The organism is Streptomyces iranensis, from assembly GCF_017874715.1.
Taxonomy (GTDB): Bacteria; Actinomycetota; Actinomycetes; order Streptomycetales; family Streptomycetaceae; genus Streptomyces; species Streptomyces iranensis.
Genome location: NZ_JAGGLR010000002.1, coordinates 481,877 through 505,815, shown reverse-complemented (window position 1 = coordinate 505,815; position 23,939 = coordinate 481,877). Strand labels below are relative to the sequence as shown.

24 protein-coding genes and 1 pseudogene are annotated in these 23,939 nt (G+C 67.7%); 12 read left to right on the top strand and 13 right to left on the bottom strand.

Going from position 1 to position 23,939, the window contains the following annotated elements; translation table 11 throughout:
* Positions 1–20: 20 nt before the first annotated feature.
* Positions 21–926, top strand: coding sequence for a LysR family transcriptional regulator (locus J2Z30_RS05870; protein ID WP_044578366.1), 906 nt, complete (start codon positions 21–23; stop codon positions 924–926).
* Between the two features lie 89 nt (positions 927–1,015).
* On the opposite strand, the gene J2Z30_RS05865 is transcribed toward J2Z30_RS05870, so the two are convergent.
* On the bottom strand, positions 1,016–1,591 hold the full coding sequence (locus tag J2Z30_RS05865; protein WP_044578368.1) for a CGNR zinc finger domain-containing protein: 576 nt from the start codon (positions 1,589–1,591) through the stop codon (positions 1,016–1,018).
* A 291-nt stretch (positions 1,592–1,882) separates the two neighbouring features.
* Positions 1,883–2,083 (bottom strand): hypothetical protein, encoded by a 201-nt coding sequence (locus J2Z30_RS49355; protein WP_044578372.1) that lies wholly within the window; start codon positions 2,081–2,083, stop codon positions 1,883–1,885.
* On the opposite strand from J2Z30_RS49355, the gene J2Z30_RS51645 reads away from it, so the two are divergent.
* Positions 2,006–2,353 (top strand): ATP-binding protein, encoded by a 348-nt coding sequence (locus J2Z30_RS51645; RefSeq protein WP_372453238.1) that lies wholly within the window; start codon positions 2,006–2,008, stop codon positions 2,351–2,353. The two genes, J2Z30_RS49355 and J2Z30_RS51645, sit on opposite strands and share 78 nt — an antisense overlap.
* On the opposite strand, the gene J2Z30_RS05855 is transcribed toward J2Z30_RS51645, so the two are convergent.
* The 5 genes and pseudogenes from J2Z30_RS05855 to J2Z30_RS05835 form a co-directional block, all read right to left on the bottom strand.
* Positions 2,321–3,010: a hypothetical protein gene (locus J2Z30_RS05855; RefSeq protein ID WP_044578374.1), complete on the bottom strand. Its 690-nt coding sequence runs from the start codon at positions 3,008–3,010 to the stop codon at positions 2,321–2,323. The genes J2Z30_RS51645 and J2Z30_RS05855 overlap by 33 nt on opposite strands.
* Positions 3,011–3,173: 163 nt before the next feature.
* On the bottom strand, positions 3,174–4,580 hold the full coding sequence (locus J2Z30_RS05850) for an MFS transporter (protein ID WP_078957036.1): 1,407 nt from the start codon (positions 4,578–4,580) through the stop codon (positions 3,174–3,176).
* 151 nt (positions 4,581–4,731) lie between these two features.
* Positions 4,732–4,812: pseudogene (locus J2Z30_RS05845) on the bottom strand (RidA family protein); the annotation flags it as partial.
* A gap of 21 nt (positions 4,813–4,833) precedes the next feature.
* A complete protein-coding gene (locus J2Z30_RS05840) occupies positions 4,834–6,057 on the bottom strand; it encodes a MalY/PatB family protein (protein WP_245387597.1) in 1,224 nt (407 codons plus the stop codon).
* The gene (locus J2Z30_RS05835; RefSeq protein ID WP_044578384.1) at positions 6,054–6,518 is read right to left on the bottom strand and encodes a DinB family protein; all 465 of its coding nucleotides are present in this window, start codon (positions 6,516–6,518) and stop codon (positions 6,054–6,056) included. Before J2Z30_RS05835 ends, J2Z30_RS05840 begins: the two co-directional genes overlap by 4 nt.
* 419 nt (positions 6,519–6,937) lie before the next feature.
* Between J2Z30_RS05835 and J2Z30_RS05830 the strand changes: the two genes are divergently transcribed.
* Positions 6,938–8,236, top strand: a complete 1,299-nt coding sequence (locus J2Z30_RS05830; RefSeq protein WP_044578386.1) for an HAD family hydrolase — start codon at positions 6,938–6,940, stop codon at positions 8,234–8,236.
* Between the two features lie 49 nt (positions 8,237–8,285).
* Here J2Z30_RS05830 and J2Z30_RS05825 read toward each other — a convergent pair whose 3' ends face one another.
* Together J2Z30_RS05825 and J2Z30_RS05820 are read right to left on the bottom strand one after the other, a co-directional pair.
* Positions 8,286–9,452, bottom strand: coding sequence for an acyl-CoA dehydrogenase family protein (locus J2Z30_RS05825; RefSeq protein WP_044578389.1), 1,167 nt, complete (start codon positions 9,450–9,452; stop codon positions 8,286–8,288).
* Positions 9,449–10,699, bottom strand: coding sequence for a CaiB/BaiF CoA transferase family protein (locus J2Z30_RS05820; RefSeq protein ID WP_044578391.1), 1,251 nt, complete (start codon positions 10,697–10,699; stop codon positions 9,449–9,451). Before J2Z30_RS05820 ends, J2Z30_RS05825 begins: the two co-directional genes overlap by 4 nt.
* 138 nt (positions 10,700–10,837) lie before the next feature.
* On the opposite strand from J2Z30_RS05820, the gene J2Z30_RS05815 reads away from it, so the two are divergent.
* The 3 genes from J2Z30_RS05815 (at position 10,838) to J2Z30_RS05805 (ending at position 13,725) form a co-directional block, all read left to right on the top strand.
* On the top strand, positions 10,838–11,791 hold the full coding sequence (locus J2Z30_RS05815) for a LysR family transcriptional regulator (RefSeq protein ID WP_044578394.1): 954 nt from the start codon (positions 10,838–10,840) through the stop codon (positions 11,789–11,791).
* A gap of 240 nt (positions 11,792–12,031) precedes the next feature.
* Positions 12,032–12,901 carry an HTD2 family dehydratase gene (locus tag J2Z30_RS05810; protein WP_044578396.1) on the top strand — a complete coding sequence of 290 codons (870 nt, stop codon included), beginning with the start codon at positions 12,032–12,034 and terminating at the stop codon, positions 12,899–12,901.
* Positions 12,898–13,725 (top strand): HpcH/HpaI aldolase/citrate lyase family protein, encoded by an 828-nt coding sequence (locus J2Z30_RS05805; protein ID WP_044578398.1) that lies wholly within the window; start codon positions 12,898–12,900, stop codon positions 13,723–13,725. The genes J2Z30_RS05810 and J2Z30_RS05805 overlap by 4 nt, the downstream gene beginning before the upstream one ends.
* Positions 13,726–13,760: 35 nt before the next feature.
* Here J2Z30_RS05805 and J2Z30_RS05800 read toward each other — a convergent pair whose 3' ends face one another.
* On the bottom strand, positions 13,761–14,678 hold the full coding sequence (locus tag J2Z30_RS05800) for a polysaccharide deacetylase family protein (RefSeq protein WP_044578400.1): 918 nt from the start codon (positions 14,676–14,678) through the stop codon (positions 13,761–13,763).
* 27 nt (positions 14,679–14,705) lie between these two features.
* A complete protein-coding gene (locus J2Z30_RS05795) occupies positions 14,706–16,031 on the bottom strand; it encodes an MFS transporter (protein WP_308279779.1) in 1,326 nt (441 codons plus the stop codon).
* A gap of 331 nt (positions 16,032–16,362) precedes the next feature.
* Here J2Z30_RS05795 and J2Z30_RS05790 point away from each other — a divergent pair, with 331 nt between their 5' ends.
* Positions 16,363–17,160: an alpha/beta fold hydrolase gene (locus J2Z30_RS05790; RefSeq protein WP_044578403.1), complete on the top strand. Its 798-nt coding sequence runs from the start codon at positions 16,363–16,365 to the stop codon at positions 17,158–17,160.
* Positions 17,161–17,203: 43 nt separating this feature from the next.
* On the opposite strand, the gene J2Z30_RS05785 is transcribed toward J2Z30_RS05790, so the two are convergent.
* Positions 17,204–18,019: an IclR family transcriptional regulator gene (locus J2Z30_RS05785; RefSeq protein ID WP_052701696.1), complete on the bottom strand. Its 816-nt coding sequence runs from the start codon at positions 18,017–18,019 to the stop codon at positions 17,204–17,206.
* 152 nt (positions 18,020–18,171) lie between these two features.
* Here J2Z30_RS05785 and J2Z30_RS05780 point away from each other — a divergent pair, with 152 nt between their 5' ends.
* From J2Z30_RS05780 to J2Z30_RS05770, 3 genes are all read left to right on the top strand, one after another.
* On the top strand, positions 18,172–19,314 hold the full coding sequence (locus J2Z30_RS05780; protein WP_209468571.1) for a CapA family protein: 1,143 nt from the start codon (positions 18,172–18,174) through the stop codon (positions 19,312–19,314).
* Positions 19,315–19,382: 68 nt separating this feature from the next.
* On the top strand, positions 19,383–20,276 hold the full coding sequence (locus J2Z30_RS05775) for a polysaccharide deacetylase family protein (RefSeq protein WP_044578407.1): 894 nt from the start codon (positions 19,383–19,385) through the stop codon (positions 20,274–20,276).
* A 69-nt stretch (positions 20,277–20,345) separates the two neighbouring features.
* Positions 20,346–21,509: a M20 family metallopeptidase gene (locus J2Z30_RS05770; RefSeq protein WP_044578410.1), complete on the top strand. Its 1,164-nt coding sequence runs from the start codon at positions 20,346–20,348 to the stop codon at positions 21,507–21,509.
* Between the two features lie 24 nt (positions 21,510–21,533).
* On the opposite strand, the gene J2Z30_RS05765 is transcribed toward J2Z30_RS05770, so the two are convergent.
* A complete protein-coding gene (locus J2Z30_RS05765; RefSeq protein WP_209468570.1) occupies positions 21,534–22,169 on the bottom strand; it encodes a GntR family transcriptional regulator in 636 nt (211 codons plus the stop codon).
* Positions 22,170–22,366: 197 nt separating this feature from the next.
* Here J2Z30_RS05765 and J2Z30_RS05760 point away from each other — a divergent pair, with 197 nt between their 5' ends.
* Together J2Z30_RS05760 and J2Z30_RS05755 are read left to right on the top strand one after the other, a co-directional pair.
* A complete protein-coding gene (locus J2Z30_RS05760) occupies positions 22,367–22,789 on the top strand; it encodes a carboxymuconolactone decarboxylase family protein (protein WP_308279777.1) in 423 nt (140 codons plus the stop codon).
* A gap of 121 nt (positions 22,790–22,910) precedes the next feature.
* A complete protein-coding gene (locus tag J2Z30_RS05755; protein WP_044578416.1) occupies positions 22,911–23,813 on the top strand; it encodes an NAD(P)-dependent oxidoreductase in 903 nt (300 codons plus the stop codon).
* The last annotated feature ends 126 nt before the right edge of the window (positions 23,814–23,939 follow it).

Below are 23,939 nucleotides of genomic sequence, written 5' to 3'. Positions count from 1 at the left end.
TCTCTGAAAAGTGCGGTCGCGTGCCGAACCTTGATCTGTTGTTGACGTTTCTGGAGATCTATCGGACCGGATCGCTGTCCGCGGCGGCGCAACGCCTCGGTGTGACGCAACCCGCGGTCACCGGACAGCTCGCGCGCCTGGAGCAGCAGATCGGCGAGCCGCTGTTCGTGCGCTCTCCCAAGGGGGTCTCTCCCACACAGCGGGCAGCCGCTCTCGCTTCCCGCGTCGGCCTCCACGTGGACGAGCTGCGCGGCGCCCTGGACTCCGCCGACGCGCCACCCGCGCTGCGGGGCACGGTGAGAGTCGGAGGGGCGGCCGAGGTGATGAGCCTGCGGGTCCTGCCCGCACTGAGTCCACTGACCCGCCGGGGACTGTGTGTGCACGCGACGCTGGGGCTGGCCGACGACCTGTTGTCCCTGCTGGTCTCCGGTCGGCTCGACCTCGTCGTCTCGGCGGTGCGACCCGCCCGTGCGGCGCTGCTGGCGGTCCCCCTGATCGACGAGGTATTCGTGCTCGTCGCGCCTCCCGCAGTGGCTCACACCGTGGACCCGGAGCGCCTCAAGACCGACCCGGTGGAGGCGCTGGCACATATCCCCATGGTCGGATACGCCGAGGAGCTGCCTATCGTGCGCCGCTATTGGCGCACCGAGTTCGGCCGCCGACCGCCCAACCCCGTCGCGATGATCGTGTCCGATCTGCGCGCCGTCCTGGCCGCGGTGGCCGCGGGAGCCGGGATCTCCGTTCTGCCGCGCTACATCGCCGACCCGGCCCTCGCCGCGGGGGAGGTTGTGCAACTGCACCGGCCCGAGGTAGCGCCACTCAACACGCTCTATCTGGCCACCCGGCGCGGGGCCCCCGCCAACCCGGCCCTCACGGTGCTCCGGGACCACCTTCAGCGGGTCGCGGGGGAGTGGAACGACCTGTGACCGCCGCTCATGTCGTCCGGTGACAGCCTTCGCGACCAGTACGCGAAGGCGGCCGCCCGGCGCTCTTCAACACGCCCCCACGTCTGCCCTCAGACAGCGGCTTCGACCGTGGCCTGCTTCTTCTTCCGCCTCCGGTAGCTGGCGGCCTTGTGTTTGTTCCCGCACTCGGCCATCCCGCACCATCGTCGGGCACCGGAGTGGGACAGATCGACGAAGAGACGCGTGCAGTCCGGGTTGGCGCACTCCCTCATCCGCGCGAAATGGGCCGAGCTCAGCAGGTCCACCGTGTCGCGGGCCACCGCACCGAGTACCTCGTCCACACTGCCCGTCCGGGTCAGCCGACCCGACACCTCGAGCTGATGCTTCGGCAGCGGCAGCCGGGCCGCTTCGTTCACTTCCGCGAGGACTTCACCGACATCGGCATCCGGGTGGTCGCCCGGAGGCCAGGAAGTGGCGAGCGTGTAGACCGCCTCACGCAGACGACGCAGCCGCTCGAACGCGCGGGCGTCCACCGGGCCCGGATCATCCAGGAGCTCCGCCTGGCGAACCCAGCGCCGCATGTCATCCGGGGAGTTCAGCAGCTCCGTGTGAAGACTCCGACGCCACAGCCTGGTGCCCGCCAGATCGAGGCACAGCCGACCACTCACAAAGACGAACTCATCCACGCGTCCATACTGACAGGTGACGCCTCCCGTGTCGATAGCGGGCCGCGGACGAGGCACCCCGCAAACAGGCTCAGTCTCTGGCTTCTTCCCCTTCAACCCGCTTCGCCTTCGTCACCCTATTGACAGGTGACAAATCGGGAGGAAGGATGGCACCCAGAAGTAACTGCACAAGCTGGTGACGTAGAGGTTGTCGATCGATCCGGCTGAGCTGTCGAAAGTCCCTGGAGTTCGGCTCCGTTCCGAATCGGATTTCCCATGTTTGTTCTTTCAGCCCCCGGCGTGACGCATTCGTCACCCCACGTATCCGATGGTCGGGGTCAGCTCCGCGGGGAACCCCAGCAGGCGGCGATGACCCTGCCGGCCGAGCCCTGCCGGGTTCCGGAGGCGCGTCGGTTCGTCGGTGTTCAGCTCGACCTGTGGGGCGTGGCCGACGACGACCTGCACTCCGCGGTCCTCGTGGTGAGCGAGCTCGTCGGTAATGCGGCCGTGCACGGAAGGGCCAGCATGTGCGTCTCCCTGCGTCTGGACGCCCGGCGGCTGAGTCTCGAAGTCATTGACTGGGGCGCGCCAGCCGCCCGCCCACCGTCCGCGACGGGCCGATCCGACGAGTGCGGAGACGAGCACGGACGGGGGCTGTCCATCGTCGAGCACCTGACCGAATGGATCGAGTGCCGCGAGACGGCCGACTCCCACACGGTCCGCGTCGGCCTTCGCGTATCGGGCCGGAACTCAGGGCGTCCAGACGAAGATCTCTTGGGCTGAGCCGGGCTTCCGCGACCGCCGTCCCTGGCCGGCTGACCGCTGCGCGTCGTCGTCCGACCGATGGCCGGTGTCGGTCGTCGGCTCCTTGTCGGCTGACGGCCGCACGAGGAAGGTCAGGACGTCCGCCCCGGACAGGCCGGCCACGATGTCGCGGGCGAGGCAGGCGGCCTCCTCGTCGGGTTCGGTCAGTGCCGCGGCGGCGAGCGGTCGTACGAACTCGGGCCACGCCGCCATCCTGACGACCCGCAGTGCTGCCGACCGGACCATTGCTTCGGGTGCGAAGAGCGCCGGAATCACGACTTCTCCCACCGCGCGGGAGTAGCGGTCGGGTACCACGGCGGCTAGGCCGTTCAGCGCCCGGACCGTCGCCCCACCGCTTGAGCCCCGCGCCAGGTCGAGGCAATCCGCGACCGAGAAGCAGGGGAAGGCCCGGACGGCGGCGGCCTCCGCGTCGGCCATCGCGCGCTGACACATCTCCGGCTCGTCCGCGCTCACCTCGGCGAACGGCACGGGCACCGGACCACCGGTGTAGAACCGTACGACGAGACCTTCCACCGTGTCCCACGTGTGAGCGGAGCCGAACCACTCGTGTTCCTGTGAGCCCGAGTACCACCATCCCTCCCGCGAGGCGAACTGGGCGAACTCGGCCTGGCTCACCCTTCCCTTGAAAGCCACCCTTCGCCAGCGCCACCAACGCCCCACAGTGCCCACCCTCCGATGTCGTCGATTGTCAGCACAGACGAGCGCCGGACCCCCGCGAGCAAGGTGGCTGTGCCGTGCTCGCGGGGCGGCGTCACGTCGGTCTTCGGATCCGGTGTCCCTATCCGGAGATGTCTTCCAGGACGGTGTGCTTGGTCTCGGGCAGCAGCGCCACGACCACCGACGCGGCGATGAGGAAGAGGGCCGCGCTGACGGTGAAGACAGCAGTGGCTCCGGCCGCGTTCAGGATGATCGGAACGAGAGTCGGGCCGAGTACCGCGCCGAGCCGGCCGGCGGCCGTCGCGGTTCCCATCCCGATGCCCCGGCTGCGGGTGGGGAACAGTTCCGGGGTGTAGGCGTAGAGCGCGGACCACATTCCGAAGAAGAAGAACTGGAGGATCGAGCCGGTCAGGATCAGCTCGGTCCGGTCGCTCGCCTGTCCATAGGCATAAGCGGCCACCGCGGAGGCCACGGTGTACCCCGCGAGGCAGAACTTCCGTCCGACGCGTTCGACCAGATAGGCCGCGGACAGGAAGCCGGGGATGCCCCACAGGGCCATGAGCAGGACGTATTGAATGCTGTGAACGACGTCGAGGCCGCGTTCGGTGAGGAGGTTGCCGAGCCAGGTCGTCAGTCCGTAGTAGCCGAGGAGAACGCAGAACCAGACGGCCCACAGGGACAGCGTGCGCCGTCGGTACGAGGGGGAGAACAGGTCGCGGATTCCGCCGCGTTCCGGGCCGGACGCGGTGGTGGTGACGGGGCCCGCCGGTTCCGGCAGGGGCTTGCCGGTGGTGGCCTCGACGGCTCTCTCGATATCCGTGATGATCTGCTCCGCTTCGGCGTACCGGCCGTGAGTGGCCAGCCAGCGCGGCGACTCGGGGATGAACCGCCGGATCACCAGGGCCCAGAGGGCCAGAGACGCCTCGATGACGAACATCGCGCGCCAGCCGAGTGGCTCAACGATGAAGTACGCCAGCGTGCCCGCCAGTACGAAGCCGACCGGCCATGCGCCTTCCAGGATCGCCGCACCGCGTCCGCGCCGTTCGGCGGGCAGGAACTCGGCCATCAGCGCCGCGGCGACGGGGAATTCGGCCCCCATGCCGAGGCCCAGCAGGAACCGGAATGCCAACAGGCTGGAGAAGTCCCACGACAGAGCGAGGGCGATGCCGGCGACGCCCCAGACGACGATGCTCCACTGGAAGACTCGCCGGCGGCCCACCCGGTCCGCCAGTGCTCCGGCCACCACCGCTCCGACGAGCATGCCCAGGAAGCTCGTGCTGCCCACGAGGCCGGCCTGCGCGTGGTCGAGCGAGAATTCGGTGCTGATCGGCGACAGCATGAAGGTGAGCGACGCAAGGTCGATGGAATCGAAAAGCCAGGCCGTGGCCACCACCAGAAGCAGCTTTCGCTGATAGCCGGACCATGGCAGTCGCTCGAGTCTGGCCGCGAGCCGGCCGGCGTCGGACGTTTCCGCGGCCGGACGTGGCACTCGGTCTCCGGGCGGCGGAGTGAATGCGGTGTGGGTCATGGGGTTCCTCTGGGGACGATGGGCCTTGAGACCCATGAAGAGGCGTTCACATTGAACGTCACCTGGCTATCTGGTGACGATGGAAGTAAACATGCCGCCGTTCTCGACACCTGTCAATGCGGTGACGCAAATACCGTTACAAGGTTGCGGCTCACCCCGGGACGGCCAGGGCGTCGATCTCCACGAGGCATCCGGCCGGCAGGCCCACGTACACAGTCGTGCGGGACGGGGGTACGCCCGGCGCGCCGCGGCCTCAGCGCTCCTGGCGGGGGGCCAGCGCGGTGACGACGCCGTCGAGGACCTCGTCCAGCACCCGCGCCGAGGTGGCGAAGTTGAGCCGCAGATATCCGCCGGACTCCGGGCCGAAGGGTTCCCCGCCGTCGAGGAGCACCTTGCCCCGGCGGAGCACGTACTGGACCGGATCCTCCGTGAGCCGCAGCCGACGGACGTCGAGCCAGGCAAGGTAGGTGGCTTCGGGAAGCCAGTGGCGCAGCGCCGGCACCCGCTCGCGCAGCACGTCGTGGACGCGGTGGCGGTTGCGGTCCAGGACGGTCAGGAGCTCCTTCTGCCAGGGGTCCCCGTGCCGCCAGGCCGCTTGGGTGCCGATGACACCGAGGGTCGAGACGGTTCCGTAGAGGTCCGGTGGCTGGGCGTCGCGGGTGGCCAGCAGCCGGTCGGGGCCGTAGTGAGTGACGGTGCAGCGCAGGCCGGCGAGGTTGAACGCCTTGGTCGCGGAGGTGATGGTCACCGTCCGTGCGGCGGCGTCGGGCGACAGGGACGCGAAGGGGATGTGCTGGTGGGGGGCGTGGCTCAGCTCGGAGTGGATCTCGTCGCTGATGACCAGCATGTCGTGCCGTCGGGCAACGGCGGCGATCTCCTGGAGCTCGTCACGGGTCATCACCCGGCCGGTGGGGTTGTGGGGGTTGACCAGCAGGAGCACCTTGCAGCCGTGGCGGGCCACGCCGTCGGCCAGCGCGGCGAAGTCCATGCGCCAGCCCTGGTCGGTCTGGATCATGGGCACCGGAACGGCGGGACGTCGCATCGTCTTCAGCGTGGCCAGGAACGGAGGATAGTTCGGCGTCTGGACGGCGACGGCGTCCCCTGGGGAGGTGGCCAGGTGGAGCAGGAGCTGCAGGCACTGTATGAGGTCTGTTTGTTCGCGGACGCGGGACGGAGCGGCCTCCCAGCCGTAGCGGGACGTCATGCGCTCGGCGAAGAGCCCGCGCAGCGGGCTGCCGTCGGGCCAGTCGGGATAGCCCAGGTCTCCGTAGGTGACGGCCTCGTGAAGAGCCTCTGCGACGGCCCGGGGGATCGGGTAGTCCATGTCGGCCACCCAGGCGGGCAGGACCGTTTGATCCACGCGGTGCCACTTCACCCCGGCCCGGTTGCGCAGCCAGTCCCGGTCGAGGTCGTCGAAGCCGGGGACGTGGCGATGGCCGGCGGCCGGGGCCCCCGGGGCGGGGGTCATATGAGTCATCGCACGTTTCCGTTCAGGAGGACGTCCCGGGTGATCTGTACCTGTCCGTGGTGCTGGGCGAGTTCCTCCAGCACGTGCAGCTGAACGCCGGCACAGCTCAGCGGGCGGTCGGGGCCTTCGAAGGAGGCGGGCGGTACGTTGCGGGGCGCCGCCTGTGCGTCGACTTCCCGCAGGTCGTCGCGGAGACGGTCGAACAGCGGGTCCACGGTGCTCTTGAGATCGGTGACCGTCCCGACGGCGGTGAACTCCGAGGCCCGGTCCCGGTCCACGGACCTGCCGGCGATGATGTGCCCGATCCAGTAATCGGCCACGCCCGTGCAGTGGTAGGCGACCGCGAACGGGCTGTTCGCCCCGGCCGGCGGGGGCGCGGTGTTGGCGAGCTCGTCGCCCAGTTCCTCCAGTGCGCTGATCATGCCGTCGAACGCCCGGCGCAGGAAGTACAGGTACTCGTTCAGTTCCATGGGTTCCTCATGAGAGTGCTGGTCAGGGCCATGTCGCGATACGGCCGTGGCGATGCGCCACGGTCGGGCGAGGACATGGGTGAACAGGGTGTCCGGGTGACACGGCCCTCAGCGGACGGCTGGTGACGGTCGCAGGCTAATCCGAGGCTGCGTAACCCGTCAAACAGGTGACGCTTTCGAGGCGCGACACCCCATGGACCGGTGTCCAGGGTCACCAGGTGCGGGGTGTGCAGCGATGTGGCGGCGACCGAGTTCGTGGGGCTTCAGGGCGCCCGGCGAGTCGCGCTCGCGGCCACTACGGTGACTCGCCGCCCAAAGGTGTACCCGGGTGATCGTTGCGCGTACGGTACGAGTCGTCCTGCCGTCCGTCGTACGAACGTTTCGTCCTCACCGTCCTCGACGCGAAGGAGAGTCACCGCATGCGCACCGCTTCCCTGGGTGCCGCCCTCGGGCTGGCATCGGTCGCCGTACTGACGTCCTTGGTTCCAGCGGGAACGACGTACGCGGCGGAGACCACCGCCGGACGAGCCCACTGCCCCCGTCTCTCCTCCTCGCTCGCGTGGTACGGCGACAACAGGGCGCGGCTTCAGCGAGTGATCGACGAGCACGGAACGTGCGGCAACCCGCATATGAGCCATGGCAAGCGGCCAGTCGCCGCCTTCGACTGGGACAACACCGTCACCAAGAACGACATCACCGACCTCGCCATCGCCTGGGCTCTCAAGCACGACAAGATCTTGCGACCGGCGCGCTGGTCCGACACCAGTCCCTGGCTGACCGAGGAAGCCGACCGCACACTCACCAAGGCGTGTGGCACGGACGTGCCCGTCGGTGCGCCACTGCCGACTTCCACCAACACCGCCTGTACGGACGAGATCTTCTCCGTCCGCAGTGAGGCCACCCTGATGAACGGCCACAAGGCATTCGCGGGAGAGTGGAACAGCCGCCGGACTCTTCCCCAATACGCCTGGGTGCCCCAGCTGTTCGCGGGCCACACCGAGGCCGAGGTCACCTCCTACGCGCGGAAGTCCCGGGCCGAGGCGCTGGCCGCGCCCGTCGGCGCCACACAGCGGGTCGGCAGCCACACCCTGCACGCCTACGCTCGCTACAACCCGCAGATCAAGGATCTGATCCGCGTCCTGAAGAAAGCGGGCTTCGAGGTGTGGGTGGATTCCGCCGGCAGCACTCCGGTCACCAACGCCTGGGCAGGCGGCGTCGGCGTCGACCGCCAACACACCCTCGCCATCCGCAACCTGCTCGACCGCCGGGGGCGCATCACCTACACCCAGGAAGGGTGCGGTGGTGAACCCGACAGCAAGGGCACGGTCATGCCGTACATCGAGGGCAAGCGATGCTGGCTCAACGAGAGGGTGTTCGGTGTCACCGGCCCCGCTGCCTGGAAGCAGCAGCCTCCTGAGAAGCGCCTGGTGATCGGCGCGGGCGATGCCGACACCGATGTGACGATGGTCGGCGACGCCACCGGTGCGGGCCTGGTCCTCAACCGGAACAAGAACGAGATCATGTGCCGGGCCTACGACAACGCGGACGGCACCTGGTTGATCAACCCCATGTTCATCGAGCCGCTGCCGCGCAAGGAAGCCGCCTACCCCTGCTCCACCACCGGATACACCAACCCCGACGGCACGCCGGGTCCGGTGCGCCGACAGGACGGCAGTGTCATCCCGGACAAGGAGGACTCGGTCCACGGGGGCCGGTAGGCGGAGCCGGGCTCAGGACAGCCACGTACTGCTCGGCGCCAACGCATCCTCATGCGTCCAGACCACCACGCTTGACCAGCTGACTTGCGATGACATTGCGCTGGATCTCGTTGGTGCCCTCGCCGACGATCATCAGCGGGGCGTCACGGAAGTAGCGCTCGACGTCGAACTCGGTGGAGTAGCCGTAACCCCCGTGGATGCGGACCGCGTTCAGGGCGATCTGCATCGCCGTCTCGGAAGCGAAGAGCTTCGCCATGCCGGCCTCCATGTCCACCCGGCGCCCGGCGTCCGCCTCCCGGGCCGCGTAGAGGGTCAGCTGGCGCGCCGCGGTCAGTGAAGTCGCCATGTCGGCCAGGTAGTTGCCGACGGACTGGTGCTGCCAGATCGGCTTGCCGAACGACTCGCGTTCCCGTGCGTAGCCGAGCGCGTCCTCGAATGCCGCCCGGCCTACGCCGAGGGCGCGGGCGGCGACCTGGAGGCGGCCGGTCTCCAGGCCCTTCATCATGTGCGCGAAGCCCTTGCCCTCCACGCCGCCGAGCACGGCATCCGCGGGCGCCCGGTAGTCCTCGAAGGACAACTCGCAGCTCTCCACGCCCTTGTAGCCGAGCTTGGGCAGGTCACGCGAGACGGTCAGACCGGGGCCGTGCTCGGCGAGCAGGATGGAGATGCCCGTATGCGCGGGGCTCGCGTCCGGGTCGGTCTTGCACAGCAGGGCGATGAGCTGGGACCGGCGGGAGTTGGTGATCCACGTCTTCGCACCGTTCACCAGATAGCCGTCCGCATCCCTCCGGGCGACGGTGCGCATCGCCTGGAGGTCGGAGCCGCCGCCCGGCTCGGTCAGCGCCATGGTCGCTCGAATCTCACCGGTGGCCATCCTCGGCAGGTAGCGCCGCTTCTGCTCCTCCGTGCCGAACCGCAGCAGCAGCTTGGCGACGACCGTGTGCCCTCCCATCGCGCCCGCCAGACTCATCCAGCCACGGGCCAGCTCTTCGGTGATCAGCACATAACAAGGGGTGGAGACCGGGGTACCGCCGTACTCCTCCGGGACGGCGAGTCCGAAGATTCCGAGCTGTTTCATCTGCTCGATGAGGGCTTCGGGATAGGCGTTGGCGTGCTCCAGCGCCTGGACGACGGGCTTCACTTCCTTGTCGACGAAGTCGTGCACGGTGCTGACGATGAACCGCTCGTCCTCGGACAGGATGTCGAGTGTGCTCATGCTTGACGCTCCTCGTGGGGTGCCGTGGATGCCGTTGCCGCCTCGGGCCGTTCGATGGCGTGCTCGGTACTGAGACTGTCGATGTCGGCCGCGCTGTACCCCAGCTCGGCCAGGATGCCGCTGGTGTGTTCTCCAGCGGCCGGGACGACGTCCATGCGCGGGGCCATGCCCGCGAGGTCTACCGGTGGCAGCAGCGCGGGCACTGTTGAGCCGCCGGGGATCCGCACATTCCGCCAACGACCGCGGGCCCCGAGCACCGGGTGGGCCAGGAACTCCTCGATGTCGTTGACTCCGGCATTGGCCAGACCCGCCCGGTCCAGCAGGTCCATCGCTGTTCCGCTGTCGAGTTCTCCGAGGCGGGCGGCCACGATCTCGTTCAGCTCCGTGCGGTGAGCCACCCGGTCGGAAGTGGTGGCGAAGCGCTCGTCCTCGATGAGGCCGGGACGCTCAAGGAGCTCGCACAGGGCGGTCCATTCGCGCTCGTTCTGCACCGTGAACAGGACTTCCTTGCCGTCGGCGCAGGCGTAGGCACCATAGGGGGCGATGGTGGCGTGCTGGGTGCCGATACGCGGGGGCTGGGTGCCGCCGTGGCGGGTGTAGTAGGCGGGCTGGCTGACCCACTCGGCCAGAGCCTCGAACAAGGAGACCTCCACGGCTCGCGCGATTCCGGTGGTCGCGCGGGTGAACAGAGCGGTGAGGATGCCCGAGTAGGCGTACATACCGGCGGCGATGTCCGCGATCGACACGCCGACACGGGCGGAACCGTGCTCATTGCCGGTGAGCGAGACCAGGCCGGTCTGGCACTGCACCAGCAGGTCGTACGCCTTGCGGTCGGCCCATGGGCCGTCGGCCCCGTAGCCGGAGATGGAACAAGGGATCAGCGAGGGGAAGCGCTCTGCCAGGGCCTCGGTGCCGAGCCCCATCCGGCCGACCGCCCCCGGGGCCAGGTTCTGCACGAACACGTCCGCCCGGCCGAGCAGTCGCTCCAGGATCGTTCTGCCCGCGTTCGACTTCAGATCGAGCGTCATGGATTCCTTGGAGCGGTTGAGCCAGACGAAATAGCTGGACTGCCCATGCACAGTGGTGTCGTACCGGCGGGCGAAGTCACCGCCGCCCGGACGCTCCACCTTGATGACCCGCGCGCCGAGATCCGCCAGCTGGCGGGTGGCGAAGGGAGCGGCCACCGCCTGCTCGAGACTGACGACGGTGATACCGGAGAGCGGCAGACGTTCCGAGTGTTCGGTCATGGGGTGGCCTCCAAGGGGGTGCAGGTCCGGCACCGGGAGTACCATCATGAACACGCATTGACCGAAGGGTGAAATAGAATCTCGTGATACCCACATGCGTTCCTCGGATGCCGCGGAGGGTGCGGGAAGGAGGACACCTTGGACGTCAAACAGCTCAAGGCGATCGTCACGGTGGCCGAGGTGGGCAGTGTCACGCGCGCCGCAGAGCTGCTCCATCTGGTGCAGCCCGCCGTCACCCGGCAGATCCGCACCCTGGAGCAGGAGCTCGGTGTCGAGCTCTTCGAGCGGACCGGGCAGGGCATGCGCCCCACCGGAGCAGGGGCGATCATGGTCGACCGGGCGCGGCGCGCCCTGAACGAGCTGGAGCGGGCCCGCGCCGAGGTGCGGCCAACCCCCGGCAAGGTGGCCGGCATCGTCACTGTCGGCCTGCTGGAGAGCACCAGCGACCTGCTCGCCGAGCCACTGGTGACGGCGATCGCCCGCGACCACCCCGGCATCGAACTCCGGCTGATGACCGCCTACTCCGGACATCTCCAGCAGTGGCTGGACGACGGCGACCTCGACCTCACCCTGCTCTACAACCTGAACAGCACACCCTCCCTCAACGCTCGTCCCCTGGCGTGTGAGCGTCTGTGGGCCGTCGCGCCGGCAGCTGCCGGCCTGCGCGCCGACCGCCCTGTCCGCTTCACGGAGGCGGCCGAGCACCCACTGGTCATGCCGACCGCGGGCCATGCGCTGCGCAGTCTGATCGACGCGGCAGCCACGCGTGCCGAATCCGCCATGGACGTCGTCGTGCAGACCAACTCCATGCGCGTGCAGAAGCGGCTCGTTCTGGCCGGGCACGGCTGGACCGTCCTGCCCGGTATCGGCATCGCCGAGGACGTGGCGCAGGGCACCCTGAGCGCCGCGCCGCTGACCGAGCCCGACGTGTGGCGCTCCATCGTCCTCGTCACTCCGAGGGCCGGACGCACCCCTCCCGGCGTGGAGGTCGTCGCACAAGAGCTGGTCCATCAGGTCAACTCGGCGGTCACCCAGGGCAGATGGCCCTCCGCGCGGTTGCGGGGAGCCGAGGCTCCGGCCGGGCCCGAGTGATCTCGCGCATCTGCTCAGCCACCCCTGACCTCGACGACTGGTGTACCGGCGGCAGCGCGATCCCTCATGCGCGCTGCGCATGGAGAGATCAACTCTTTCTATTACCCCGTCCGCCTCATCAAACCCCATGATGGTGGTGGATCGGGCCGATCCCGCGGCGCGGCCGCCACCGAAGACCGCGCCGCTCTTCCGGCACCGGCCGGGACCCCGCAGCCACCGGACCTCAAGGACATACAGACCATGCCAGCCACCCCGCCCCCGCTCAAGTCCTACGTGGAGTCGTGGACCCCAGGACCGATCATGGCCGAGGACCCCCTGCCCACCGGCCCGGTGGAAGCCTTCTCGGCACTGCTGGACCTGCCGGGCACAGCCGCCGAGGCCGGTGACCCGATCCCTCCACTGTGGCACTGGTTCTACTTCCTCACCTGGCCCGCCCAGCGCGATCTGGGAGCCGACGGCCATCCGTCGCACGGGCACTTCCTGCCGCCTCTCCCCGGCCGGCAGCGCATGTGGGCCGGCGGGCGGTGCGAGATCACCGAGCCGCTCCGACTCGGCGAGCCCGCCGAACGCGTCAGCAGCCTCGGCTCGATCACCGTGAAAGAGGGCCGCACCGGGGAGATGCTCTTCGTCACCGAGCGGCGCGAGTTCCGCCAGCGCGGTCGCGTCCGCCTCGTCGAGGAGCAGGACATCGTCTACCGGTCCGGGCGCAGCGCTGGACAGCATCCGGTCGCCTTGAGCGAGTCCGCCGTCCCCCGCCCCGCCGACCCGTGGCAGCTCCAGCTGCGGCCCGATCCCGCGCTGCTCTTCCGCTTCAGCGCCCTCACGGCGAACGCCCACCGCATCCACTACGACACGCCGTACGTCCAGCGCGCGGAGGGCTACCCCGGGCTCGTGGTCCACGGCCCTCTCCTGGCTCTGCTCATGCTCGAACTGCCTCGCCGCCACTCCCCGGAAGCCCGGGTGCGCTCCCTGTCCTACCGGCTGCGGCGGCCGGTGTTCTCCGGCGAACACCTCGCGGCCTGCGGTGTTCCCGCTGACGATCGCGCCCAACTGCGCGTCGCCACCCACCGGGAGGACCAGCACGCCACGGCGGAGGTGACCTTCGCATGAGCACCCTCGCCGAGCGGATCGCCATCGCCAGAAGTCTCCTCTTCGTGCCGGGGGACCGGCCCGATCGCTTCGACAAGGCCGCCGCCTCCGGCGCCGATCTCGTCATCGTGGACCTGGAGGACGCGGTCGCGGCACCGGACAAGGACCGTGCCCGCGACAACGCCGCCGACTGGCTCGCCCACGGCAACCACGCGATCGTACGGATCAACCCGCCCGGCACCACCTGGGCCGAGACAGACCTACGGATGGCGGCAGAGCACGGCAGTCCGGTCATGGTGCCCAAGGCCGAGGATCCCGTCGCCCTCGCGGGCCTCGCCGCACGCGTTGCCGGACGGTGCGCTCTGGTCCCGCTCATCGAAACAGCACTCGGCCTCGAACACGCTCACGCCGTATGCGCCACACCCGGTGTCATACGCGCCGCGTTCGGCAACATCGACCTCGCCGCACAACTCGGAGTGGCCCCCGACGACCACACAGCGCTGACCTTCGCCCGCTCCAGGCTGGTCCTCGCCTCGGCCGCGGCCGGTATCGCCCCACCCGTCGACGGCGTCACCACCGCCGTACGCGACGCGGAAGCGCTGCGTACCGACACCGCCCACGCCCGGCGCCTGGGCTTCACCGGAAAGCTCTGCGTCCATCCCGCCCAACCGGGGCTCGTGGCCGAGGGGTTCGCCCCTTCGGCGGAGGAGCTGCGGTGGGCCCGTGCGGTGCTGGACGCCGGTGACTCCGTCACCACGGTGGACGGACAGATGGTCGACAAACCGGTACTGGAACGCGCCCGACGGACCCTGGACCGAGCACGCGAACCGTACCCCACCGCCTGACACCGTCCGCTGGATCCCGCAGTGGTATCCGCCGGTCAGACCGCGCGGTGCGCTCCCTCCCGCCGAGGGCTGCGCCATACGTGGTCGGCGATATCCGCGTGCGTCGCGAACCACACGCCCTCATGCGCTTGTATGTGCTCGACGAGTTGACGCAGGGCGAACATCCGCGAGCGGTGGCCGATGATATGCGGATGGCAGATCAGCTGGAAGACCGCCCCGTCGGCATAGGCGGAGTCGAACTCGTCCTTCATGATCTCGACCCAGGTGCGTGGCGAGGTATAGGGACGGTAGGGTCCGTAACGCGTCATCGTGAAATACGGCGCATCATCGCGAATCCACTCCATGGGCAATTCCACGATGCCGGTGGGCCGCCCATTTGAGAGGATCTCATATGGCATGTCGTCGGCCATGAGGGACGAGTCGTACCTGAACGCCAGTTCCTGCATGATCTCGATGGTCGAGTCGGAGAAGTCGGCACTCGGTGTCCTGATCCCGACCGGGCGCTGACCGGAAAGGCCCTCCAGGACATCCACACTGCGATGGGTGAGCTCACGCTCGTCCTTCGGACTCAGTAGCGCGTTCCGTTCGTGGATCCACCCGTGCGCGCCGATCTCGTGTCCCGCCGCGGCGTAATCCTTGGCTTCCCGCGGATGCAGCAGCGCGGACACCGCGGGGATGAAGAACGTGGCAGGGATCCGGAACTCGTCGAGCAGTCGCAGAATCCGGCGAGCTCCCACGCGCGACCCGAACTCACCCCTGGCCATCGCTCCGGCGGACGTTTCCCCGTCGCGGAGCGGGATTGTCTCGTGGTCGGGGTCGAATGAGAGGGCCACGGCCATGCGGGCACCGCCCGGCCATGTCCGCGGTGTCAGGTCGCGGCCCGCGCGGACGCGCTCAGCGTGTCCCCGCCACGTGTCCTCGTCCCACTGCCAGGGCTCTTGTTCGGTCGGCATGCATGCTCCTTCGGGTTGTCCAACTCATCAGTCGAGTTGTTCCTTCTTCGCGCCGTCGGGCATGGTCAGGATCGTGACCATGCCGATTATCGTCGCGACCACGATGTAGATCCAGATTTTGTCCTGGTGACCAATGCTGGTCAGCCAGGAAGTGAAGTAGGGTGCGGTGCCGCCGAACAGGGCGACGGCCGACGCGTAGGGAAGCCCGGTTCCGGTCGTGCGCACCGAGGTCGGGAACAGCTCGGCGTAAATGGCCGCCACGTTCGCCGAGTTGCCCACGAGCAGGATCGCCCCGATGAGTTCGACCAGCAGGAAGGTCCAGAAGCCGCCACCGTCGAGCAAGCGGTAGGCGGGCCATGAGTACAGCGCGAAGCCCACCAGGAAGAACATGAAGGTGGGGCGCCTGCCGAGGCGATCCGACAGCAGTCCACCGAGCGGCAGCAACAGGGTGAAGACGACAACCGCGAGGGAGTTCGCGAGAAGTGCCTTGTCCAGGTCGAGGCCGGTCATGGTGCTGGCATAGCCAGGCATGTTGGTGATCCACAGATAGTAGATGATGGTGCCGGGTATCGTGATTCCGACGACGCGAAGCAGGCTGAGCTTATGTTCGGCGAAGAGCGTCTTCACCGGATTGCTCGAATCACTGGATGATTTAGCGTTGTCGAAGTGCTCGGTTTCTTCCGTGCGGACCCGCAACCACAGGACCACCAGGCCCAGAGCAGCCGCGATCGCGAACGCGATCCGCCATCCGTACGTTTGCATCTGCTCGTCGTCGAGAATCGAGGTCATGGTGAGCGCGAGCAAGGAGGCAAGCAATATGCCGACCCCTGTCGACACCTGCTGAAAGGACCCCGCGAACGCTCGCCTTCCGCGCGCCGCGTTCTCGACGATGTACGACACGGAACTCGGCCACTCGCCGCCCGCGGAGAACGCCTGCACGAGCCTGGCGACCAGCAGCACCAGCGGCGAGAACACTCCGATGCTCTCGTAGGTGGGGCACATGGCGATGGCGAATCCACCGGCCGACATCATGCCGACGGTCAGCGTCAAGGCCTTCTTGCGGCCATGACGGTCGGCATAGGCGCCCAGGACGATGCCACCGAGCGGACGTACGAGAAATCCCACGGCGAAGATCGCCAGCGTGGACAGGAACGCGGCGCCGGACTCACCTTCGGGGAAGAACTGACTCGCGAAGACCGGAGCCAGGGACGCGTATATTCCCCAGTCCACGTACTCGATCGCGTTCCCGATCGATCCGGCGAAGATCGATTTCTTCTGCTTCAGGGTTGTTCTGGTCGTCGGCGAGTCGCTGCCTTCGCTTCCGATCACTGCCAGTTGGTTTTCTGCTGACACGGCTTTTCCTTTGACTCGAGATGAGGAAGGCAGCCCGGATAGGGCTGATGAGTGCCGCGACGTCGTGTTCCACGACTTCGGATGGCTCGTTACCCGGCCACCGATGCGTAGCCATGAGGAGCTCGGGACCCCGGGCTTGCTGTGTTCCTTCGCTTGCCCGGCCGGTCCACCATGGCCTTAGACTGGAGTATCGTATTACGGTAATCTTGTCTGTCAAGATGCCGTGTGGCAGTCGTACGGCTCACTTCCTCGGCGGTCAGCCTGGGCAGCCGGGCTCCACATGAACCATGATGCGATACAGTGAATCACGATGCGGCACAAGGAGCCTGCGATGTCCAATGCAAGTGGGACGACGACGCGTGTAGTCCAGCGTTCGAGTGACACGACGATCCGGTACACGATCAGTGGTCCGGCCGACGGACCGGCAGTGGTCTTCGTCCACGGCTGGGGATGCGACCGTGATGACTTCGGCGAGGTGACGGCCTTCCTCCCCGAGCACTACCGCGTCCTTGCGGTCGATCTCGCCGAGCACGGTGAGTCGCGGTCCGCACGAGATGTCTGGACGATGGAAGAGTTCGCCCGCGACGTGGCGGCGGTGGTGGAGGCCGAGCGGGTGGACAGCTGCGTCGTGGTCGGGCACTCGCTCGGCGGCGCGGTGGCCGTTGAAGCCGGCCGGCTCCTGCCCGATGTGGTCTCGCACGTGGTCGCGCTCGACGCCTTGCACTATCTCTCCCTGTTTCCCGTACAAGACGAGAGCCAGATCCAGGCGATGCTGCGGTCGTTCGGCGAAGACTTCCCCGCGGGGGTGCGGGGCATGGTCGAGGCGGGTTCACCTGCCGGCACCGATCCGGCGTTGAAAGACGCGTACTTCGAGAAGATGGTGTCCGTGCGGCAGCCCGCGGGCTTGGCGTCACTCGAGGGCCTGGTGCGCTGGCACATGGATGACGTGCTGCGCGAGGTGAAGCAGCCGATCACCGTATTCGCGGTGCGTGAGATCCTCACGCAAGAGGCGATCGACCGCTACGGCGATCGCGTCCGCATCGTGCCCGTCGACTTGGGCAGTCATCACTTTCACCGCGAGTCGCCTGAGGGCACGGCCGAACTCGTGGCCCGAGTGGTAGCCGAATAGGACCACCACCGGACCACTCCGCTCGTGGCCGCTGCCGAGGCTGTCAGGCGGATGAGATCAGTCGGCTGATCTCATCCGCTGCCGCGATGACCAGTTGCGCCAGATCCTTCTCCCGTGCGCTGTCATAGCGGATCTCCGGCATGGAGAGCGTGAGCGCCGCGATGGGTCGTTCGGCCGGGTTCGTGACAACCGCGGCGATCGAGGAGACATGCGGGCGGTACCACGACGACGAGATGTTGAGCGCGTATCCGCGTTCGGCGGTCCGGGCGATCTCCTGCCGGAGTTCATCCGCGTCCGGCATGGGGGACTCCGCGAACTCCTGAAGTTCGCGCCGCAGCAGTTGATCGACCTCCGCGGCCCCGAGGTGCGCCATGATGGCGACTCCCGCCGAGGTGGCTTGAAGCGGCAGGCGCGTGCCAATGTCGAGAAACACTCGAACGACGTGTGTGCTGTCTTCTCTCGCGACGACGACGTAATCCTCACCGTCGCGGAGGCCGAGGTGGACGGTCTCGTCCGTCTCGGCCGCGAGACGCTTGATGACGGGCCCCGCCACCTCTCGGAGGTCCTGCTCCCCGGCGCCCCGCAGTCCGAGGGCGAGAGCTTTCATCGTGACACCCCATCGCGCGTGCTCGGGGTCGACGACTCGTAGCCAGCCTGCCTGCTGGAGTGTCACCAGGCATCGCTGTACCGAGCTCTTCGGAATGCGTGTCTCGCGGGACAGCTCCGAGACGCCGATCGGCTGTCGTAGGGCGACTTCTTCGAAGACGCGGAGTGTGCTCAGCACGCTGTTCATCGATCGGACGCCGGCGCTCCGTTTGTCCTGGCCGGAGGCGTCCTTGTCGCCCTCTTCTATGCGCATAAGGCAAAGACCTTACCACCCGGTGTGACCTCGTTTCGGCGCGCATCGGCCCGGCGCGCACCTGCCCGATCGACACCTTCCGCTTTACGGATACACTCGAACTGGATTACATTGCGACACGATGTGTCGCAATGTGGAACGAACGGAGCTCCATGGATCTCAACGTCGTAGGAGATGTCGTCGTCTCGGGGTTGCCGCGGCGCCCGGTCCGGGATCCTGCCCGACCGGGCGACTCGGCCTTCGGGCTGCTCCAGGGCGGTGATCTGACGATCGGCAACCTCGAGGTACCGCTCACCGCGTCCGGGCAGCGTGCCGAGAAACTGGTCGCGATGCGCGCTCCGATGTCGGGCGCGGCGGAACTGGCCGCTCTCGGCTTCGACGTCATGTCCCTGGCCATGAACCACGCCATGGACTATGGCGCCGAGGGCATGCGCGACACGGTGCGGGCACTGGATGCCGCCGGAGTCCTGCACGCCGGCTTCGGCGAATCGATCTCCGAGGCGACTCGTCCCCGTGTGGTGTCCCTCGGCGAGAGCAGTCTGGCCTTTTTCAGCTTCTGCTCCGCGCTCCCACTGGGCGCCAACGCCACTGCCGACCGGCCGGGCATCGGAGCGATCCGGGTGCGCCAGAGCTTCGAGTTCGACAGCGGTTTCATGGACGAGACACCCGGTACGCCTCCCTTCGTGCACTCGAGCGCGCACGAGCCGGACGTTCGAGCGGCCGAGGCTCTGATTCGCGAGGCCAAGAAGCGCAACGACTTCGTGGTTGTCGCGCTGCACTGGGGCGTTCCGTTCTGCTACCTGCCGACGGCGCAAGGGCCGCTGGCGCAGTACCAGCAGCCCTTGGCGCGGCGCTTGATCCACGCCGGAGCGGACCTCATCATCGGGCACCACCCGCACTGCCTCCATCCGGTCGAGTTCTACGAAGACGGCCTGATCCTCTATTCGACCGGGAACTTCGTCTTCGACTGGTGCGACGGGTGGAGCCCGGACTCGATGGTCGCGAAGGAAGACGCTCATCCCTCCGCTCCCTATCGGCCGGCCTTGCTGAAGGGGCCTTGGTACGAGAGCGCGGTGTTCCGGGTGCGGCTGGGCGGGTCCGAGGGGCCCGAGCTTCGCCTGGACCCCATCGAACTCGACGCGGACAGTCAGCCGATCATTCCGGGGCCCGGGGCAGCGGCCTCGATCCTCGCCCGGTTCGCCGAGGCATCGCGGGAGTTGGATCCGTCCATCGTGGTGGACGAGGACGGACACGTGCGGCGCCGGGTGGCTGCCGAGCCGGACGCCGACGCCTAGGCGTACCGCCCGGCGGAGTGCCTTTCGCGCCACTGGCGACATTCGACGTAGATCTCCTTGGAGGAAGCATGACCGAACAGCAGCCGTGGCAGTGGGATGAGCCGACCTGGCGTGGGCACGTCGGACGCGTGCGCGCCGGGCGCCGGCTGCGGCCCAAGTCGTGGCCGGGTGGTGCCCAGGTGGCCGTGACCCTGTCGTTCGACTCCGACCATGAGACGCCCGCGCTGCGCGATGGCGAAACCCTCCCGGGCAAGCTCGCGCAAGGCGAATACGGCGCCCGCGTCGGTGTACCGAGGATCCTGAAACTGCTTGAACGCTTCAACGCGCCGTCGTCGTTCTTCGTGCCCGCCGTCTCCGCCCTGCTCCACGAAGGCGAAGTCAAGTCCTATGTGGATGCCGGACACGAGGTCGCGCTGCACGGCTGGATACACGAGCGCAATACTCAGCTGCCACCCGAAGCGGAGCGCGACCTCGCGTTCCGCGCGATGGAGACGCTGGAGAATCTCGCCGGGACGCGGCCGGTCGGCATCCGCACCCCGTCATGGGACTTCTCGCCCCACACGCTGGAGATCACCCGCGAGCTGGGCCTGAAATACGACTCGTCCTTGATGGCCGACGACGACTGCTACGAGATCGTGGCCGATGGCGAGCCGACCGGCATCGTCGAGCTGCCCCCCGAGTGGATCCGCGACGACTTGGCGTACTTCACGATGGACCGGTTCACCTCGCTGCGGCCGTACACGCCGCCGCGCGGGGTGCTGACGATCTGGCGTGACGAGTTCGACGCCGCCTACGCCGACGGCGGGATCTTTCAGCTCACCATGCACCCCCACTGCATTGGCCATCGCTCGCGGATCGCCGTCCTCACCGAGCTGCTCGACCACATCGCCTCGCACCAGGGCGTCTGGTTCGCCACGCATGCCCAGGTCGTCGACCACGTGCTCACCGAAGCGGAGAAGTGACGCGGGACGTCCCCGTCACCGCCGGAGCAAACGGCAACACCCCTCAACCCCCGGAAGGAAGGTGCGACCATGACGGACACCAAGGGACGCGTCAAGCGCGAGTACGAGAAGAACCTGGACCTGGTCACCGAGCTCTCGCACAGGATCAACGCCAATCCTGAGCTGGCTTTCGAGGAGTACGAGACGTCGGCGGCGATCGTCGCGGCTCTTGAGAACAGCGGTGAGTTCACGGTCGAGAAAGGGGTGGCCGACCTGCCAACGGCGTTCGTGGCGTCGGCCGGATCCGGTGACCTGGTGTTCGGCGTCTGCGCGGAGATGGACGCCCTCCCCGACATCGGTCACGGCTGTGGTCACAACGTCATCGCCGCGTCGGCGGTGGGTGCGGCGCTGGCGCTGGCCCCGTTCGCCGACGAGCTCGGGCTGACGGTGCGGGTCTTCGGCACACCCGCCGAGGAAAGCGGGACCGGCAAGGAGATCATGGTGAACCGCGGCGTCTTCGACGGGACCCACGCGGCCATCATGGTTCACCCCTCGCTGAAGGACGTCGTCACCCCGCAGCTCCGTGCCTCGCGGTCCTGGCGCATTACGTACACGGGTCGTGGAGGGCATGCCTCGCGGCCGTGGAGTGCGCTGAACGCCGCCGATGCGACGATCGTCGCCCAGACCGCCATCGGCCTGCTGCGCCAGCAACTGCGCGACGGCATCAGGGTGCACCACGTCGTGAAGGAAGCCGGGTCGGCCGTCAATGTCATCGCGGACCACGCCGTGGTCGACTGCATGATCCGCTGCGACACGATCGACGAAGTCGACGAGGTGTGGGAGCGGGTGCGACGGTGCTTCGATGCCGGAGCCATCGCCACCGGGACCGGTGTGGAGTTCACCTCCCTGCCCTCCATCTACCGTGAGTTCCGCCACGACCAGGACCTGGCCCCCATCTTCGAGTCCAACGCGAAGGCCATCGGCCGGACTTTCCCCGACTATCCCGACAAGATGTTCGGGTCGACCGACATGGGCAACGTCTCACTGCGGATCCCCGCGCTGCACCCCATGCTTTCGTTCGATCTTCCGACCGAGGAAGGCAATCACACCGCCGCCTTCGCGGCCGCCGCGGCAGGCCCCGACGGCGACCGGTTCGTTCACGACGGCGGACTGGCCATGGCACTGACGATCGCGGACGTCGCGCAGTCGGAGCCGATCCGCGCGGGACTGATCGCGCGGGCCTCCAAGGGCTGAAGAAGTATCCCAGCCGACGGTGGGTTACTGATTCTCGAGCTGCCGGGCGGAGAGTTCGCGGAGCGTGGTCGCCGCGGCATTGCGGACGTGGACCTCGCACGCCTCACGAGCGGCGCCGGCATCACCACGCACGGCCGCGGCGTCGTGGATGGCGGTGAGTTCCCGAATGGTCTCCGGCGCACGTCCCTCAGCCTGCATGGACAACCCACGCAGCATCTGTACTCGGGCGTGGATGCCACGCAGGGTCGAATCGATGACCGGATTCACCGCCCCAGCGATGAGGATGGTGTAGAACTCGTCCTTCATCGCCAGCCGCTCGGCCAGGTCGGCCTCACCGTAGGTGCGCGACATCCGCTGAAGTACCTCACCCAGGTCTTCGCGCTGCTCGGCTGTGGCCCGTTCGGCAAAGAGGGCCCCGGCCAAGCCCTCCAGGGCACACCGCACCTCGAAGAGAGCCTTGACGTCGAAGGGCGTCAACTCGGTGACGACCGGGCCACGGTTGGGCACCGTGGTCACGAGCCCCTCGGATTCGAGCTGCCGCAGAACCTCGCGGATGACTGTCCGGGAGACCTCGTATCGCGCGCACAACCGCGCTTCGACCAGCCGTTCACCTGGTTCGAATTCCGACGCCAGCATGTCCTCACGGAGCAGTTCGAGCACCTGGGACCGTAGCGGCGCGGCCACGCGCTGAACCCGTCGCGCTACCACGCGACTACCTCCCTTTCAAGTCAACTTTATATAACACTGTAATATACCACGCCCCCTGTCTGGATCCAGCTTCGCGGTTCGAGGGATCTCGGGGGCTCATGTAATACTGTATTACGGTAGTAGTGTCGTTGCTGATCTAAGGAGTGCACGTGACCACTGTTCAGGGGCCGCAGCAGTACATCGACGACATGGCGCGCAAGCGGGGCTATGTCCTCGACTACCACAAGGTGATGGCCAAGCAGGATTTCGATGTACTGCAGGCCGCCAACGGTCTCGTCGGCGCGGCGTACCTCGACCAGCGAACTCTGGACCGCAAGACGAAGGAGCTCATTTTCATCGTCAGTCTCACGGTGATGCGTGCCTCTAAGGGGCACATCCAGAGCCACATCAAGGTCGCGCTCGGCCTGGGTCTCAGCCCGCGGGAGATTCTCGAGGCGATCGAGATCAGCCTGCCCGAGGCCGGCATTGTGGCTTTCCAGGCCGGTTTCGAGGCCTGGCGTGAGGTCGTCGGAGCTGACGGTCTGGAACCGACCGTGGAGGTCTTCCAGGGCGGTTCCGGCAGCGCCGCCTGACCGTGCGCGAACTCGTCGGCCCCGCGGCGATCGGCCGCGGGGCGATCGGCCGCGGGGCGGTCTCGCCGCGCACGAGGTCCTCTCCCTGGCTCAGACCCACGACTCGAAAGGTGGAACAGCCATGACGAACACTGTCACCTTCATCGGCCTCGGCACGATGGGGCAGCCCATGGTCCGCAACCTCGCGCGATCCGTGCCGGTGGCGGTCTTCGACGTCGACCCGAACGCGATCGACGCCGCCGCCCGGAACGAAGGTGTGACGGCATTGGCCGGTCTCGTCGGCGGGGCCGAGGGCGATGTCGTGATCCTCATGCTTCCGAACAGCGCGATCGTCGAGCGCGTCCTCGGCGACCCAGGAGACACGGAGAGCTTCGCCGGCCGCCTGCGTCCGGGCACGCTGGTCATCGACATGGGCTCGTCGGCACCTCTGGCGACTCAGGAGATGGCCGCCCGGCTCAGGGAGCGCCATGTGGCGATGATCGACGCCCCGGTTTCCGGCGGTCCCCGCAAGGCCGCGACGGCTGAGTTGACCATCATGGCCGGTGGACTGGCCGAAGACTACGAGCGGGCCCTTCCGTTGCTGCGCGCGATGGGCTCGTCAGTGACGCACGTCGGCCCGGCTGGATCCGCGCACGCGCTGAAGGCTCTCAACAACCTGCTGTCGGCCATCGGGCTGGTCGGGGCACTCGAAGTGCTCACCGCCGGAACCAAGTTCGGTCTGGACCCCCGGACCATGCTCGACGTCATCAACCGGTCAACCGGCCGCAACCAGTCAACCGAGGTCAAGGTCGGGCCGGAGGTGTTGGACGGACGGTTCCAGGTCGGGTTTTCCCTCCCGCTGACCGTCAAGGACATCACCACCGCTCTGGAGTTGTCGGCGTCCATGGGCCTGTCACTGGAGGTGTCAGAGGCCTGCGTCCAGTTCTGCCGGGCCGCGCTTGCCGACCTTGGTGGGCAGAACCCGGATCAGTCCGAGATGGCCCGCTACCTGGCAAAGGCGACCGGCGTCAACCTGACCAGATGACCGCGCCGCCGTGAAAACGGTTGGTTCACGGCCGCGGCGAATACGAATGCATGGATATGTATCGTTTGGAGCCCTGATAGAGCTGTATGGGATGATATACGGGAGAGGCGTGGATCTCTTCGAGAA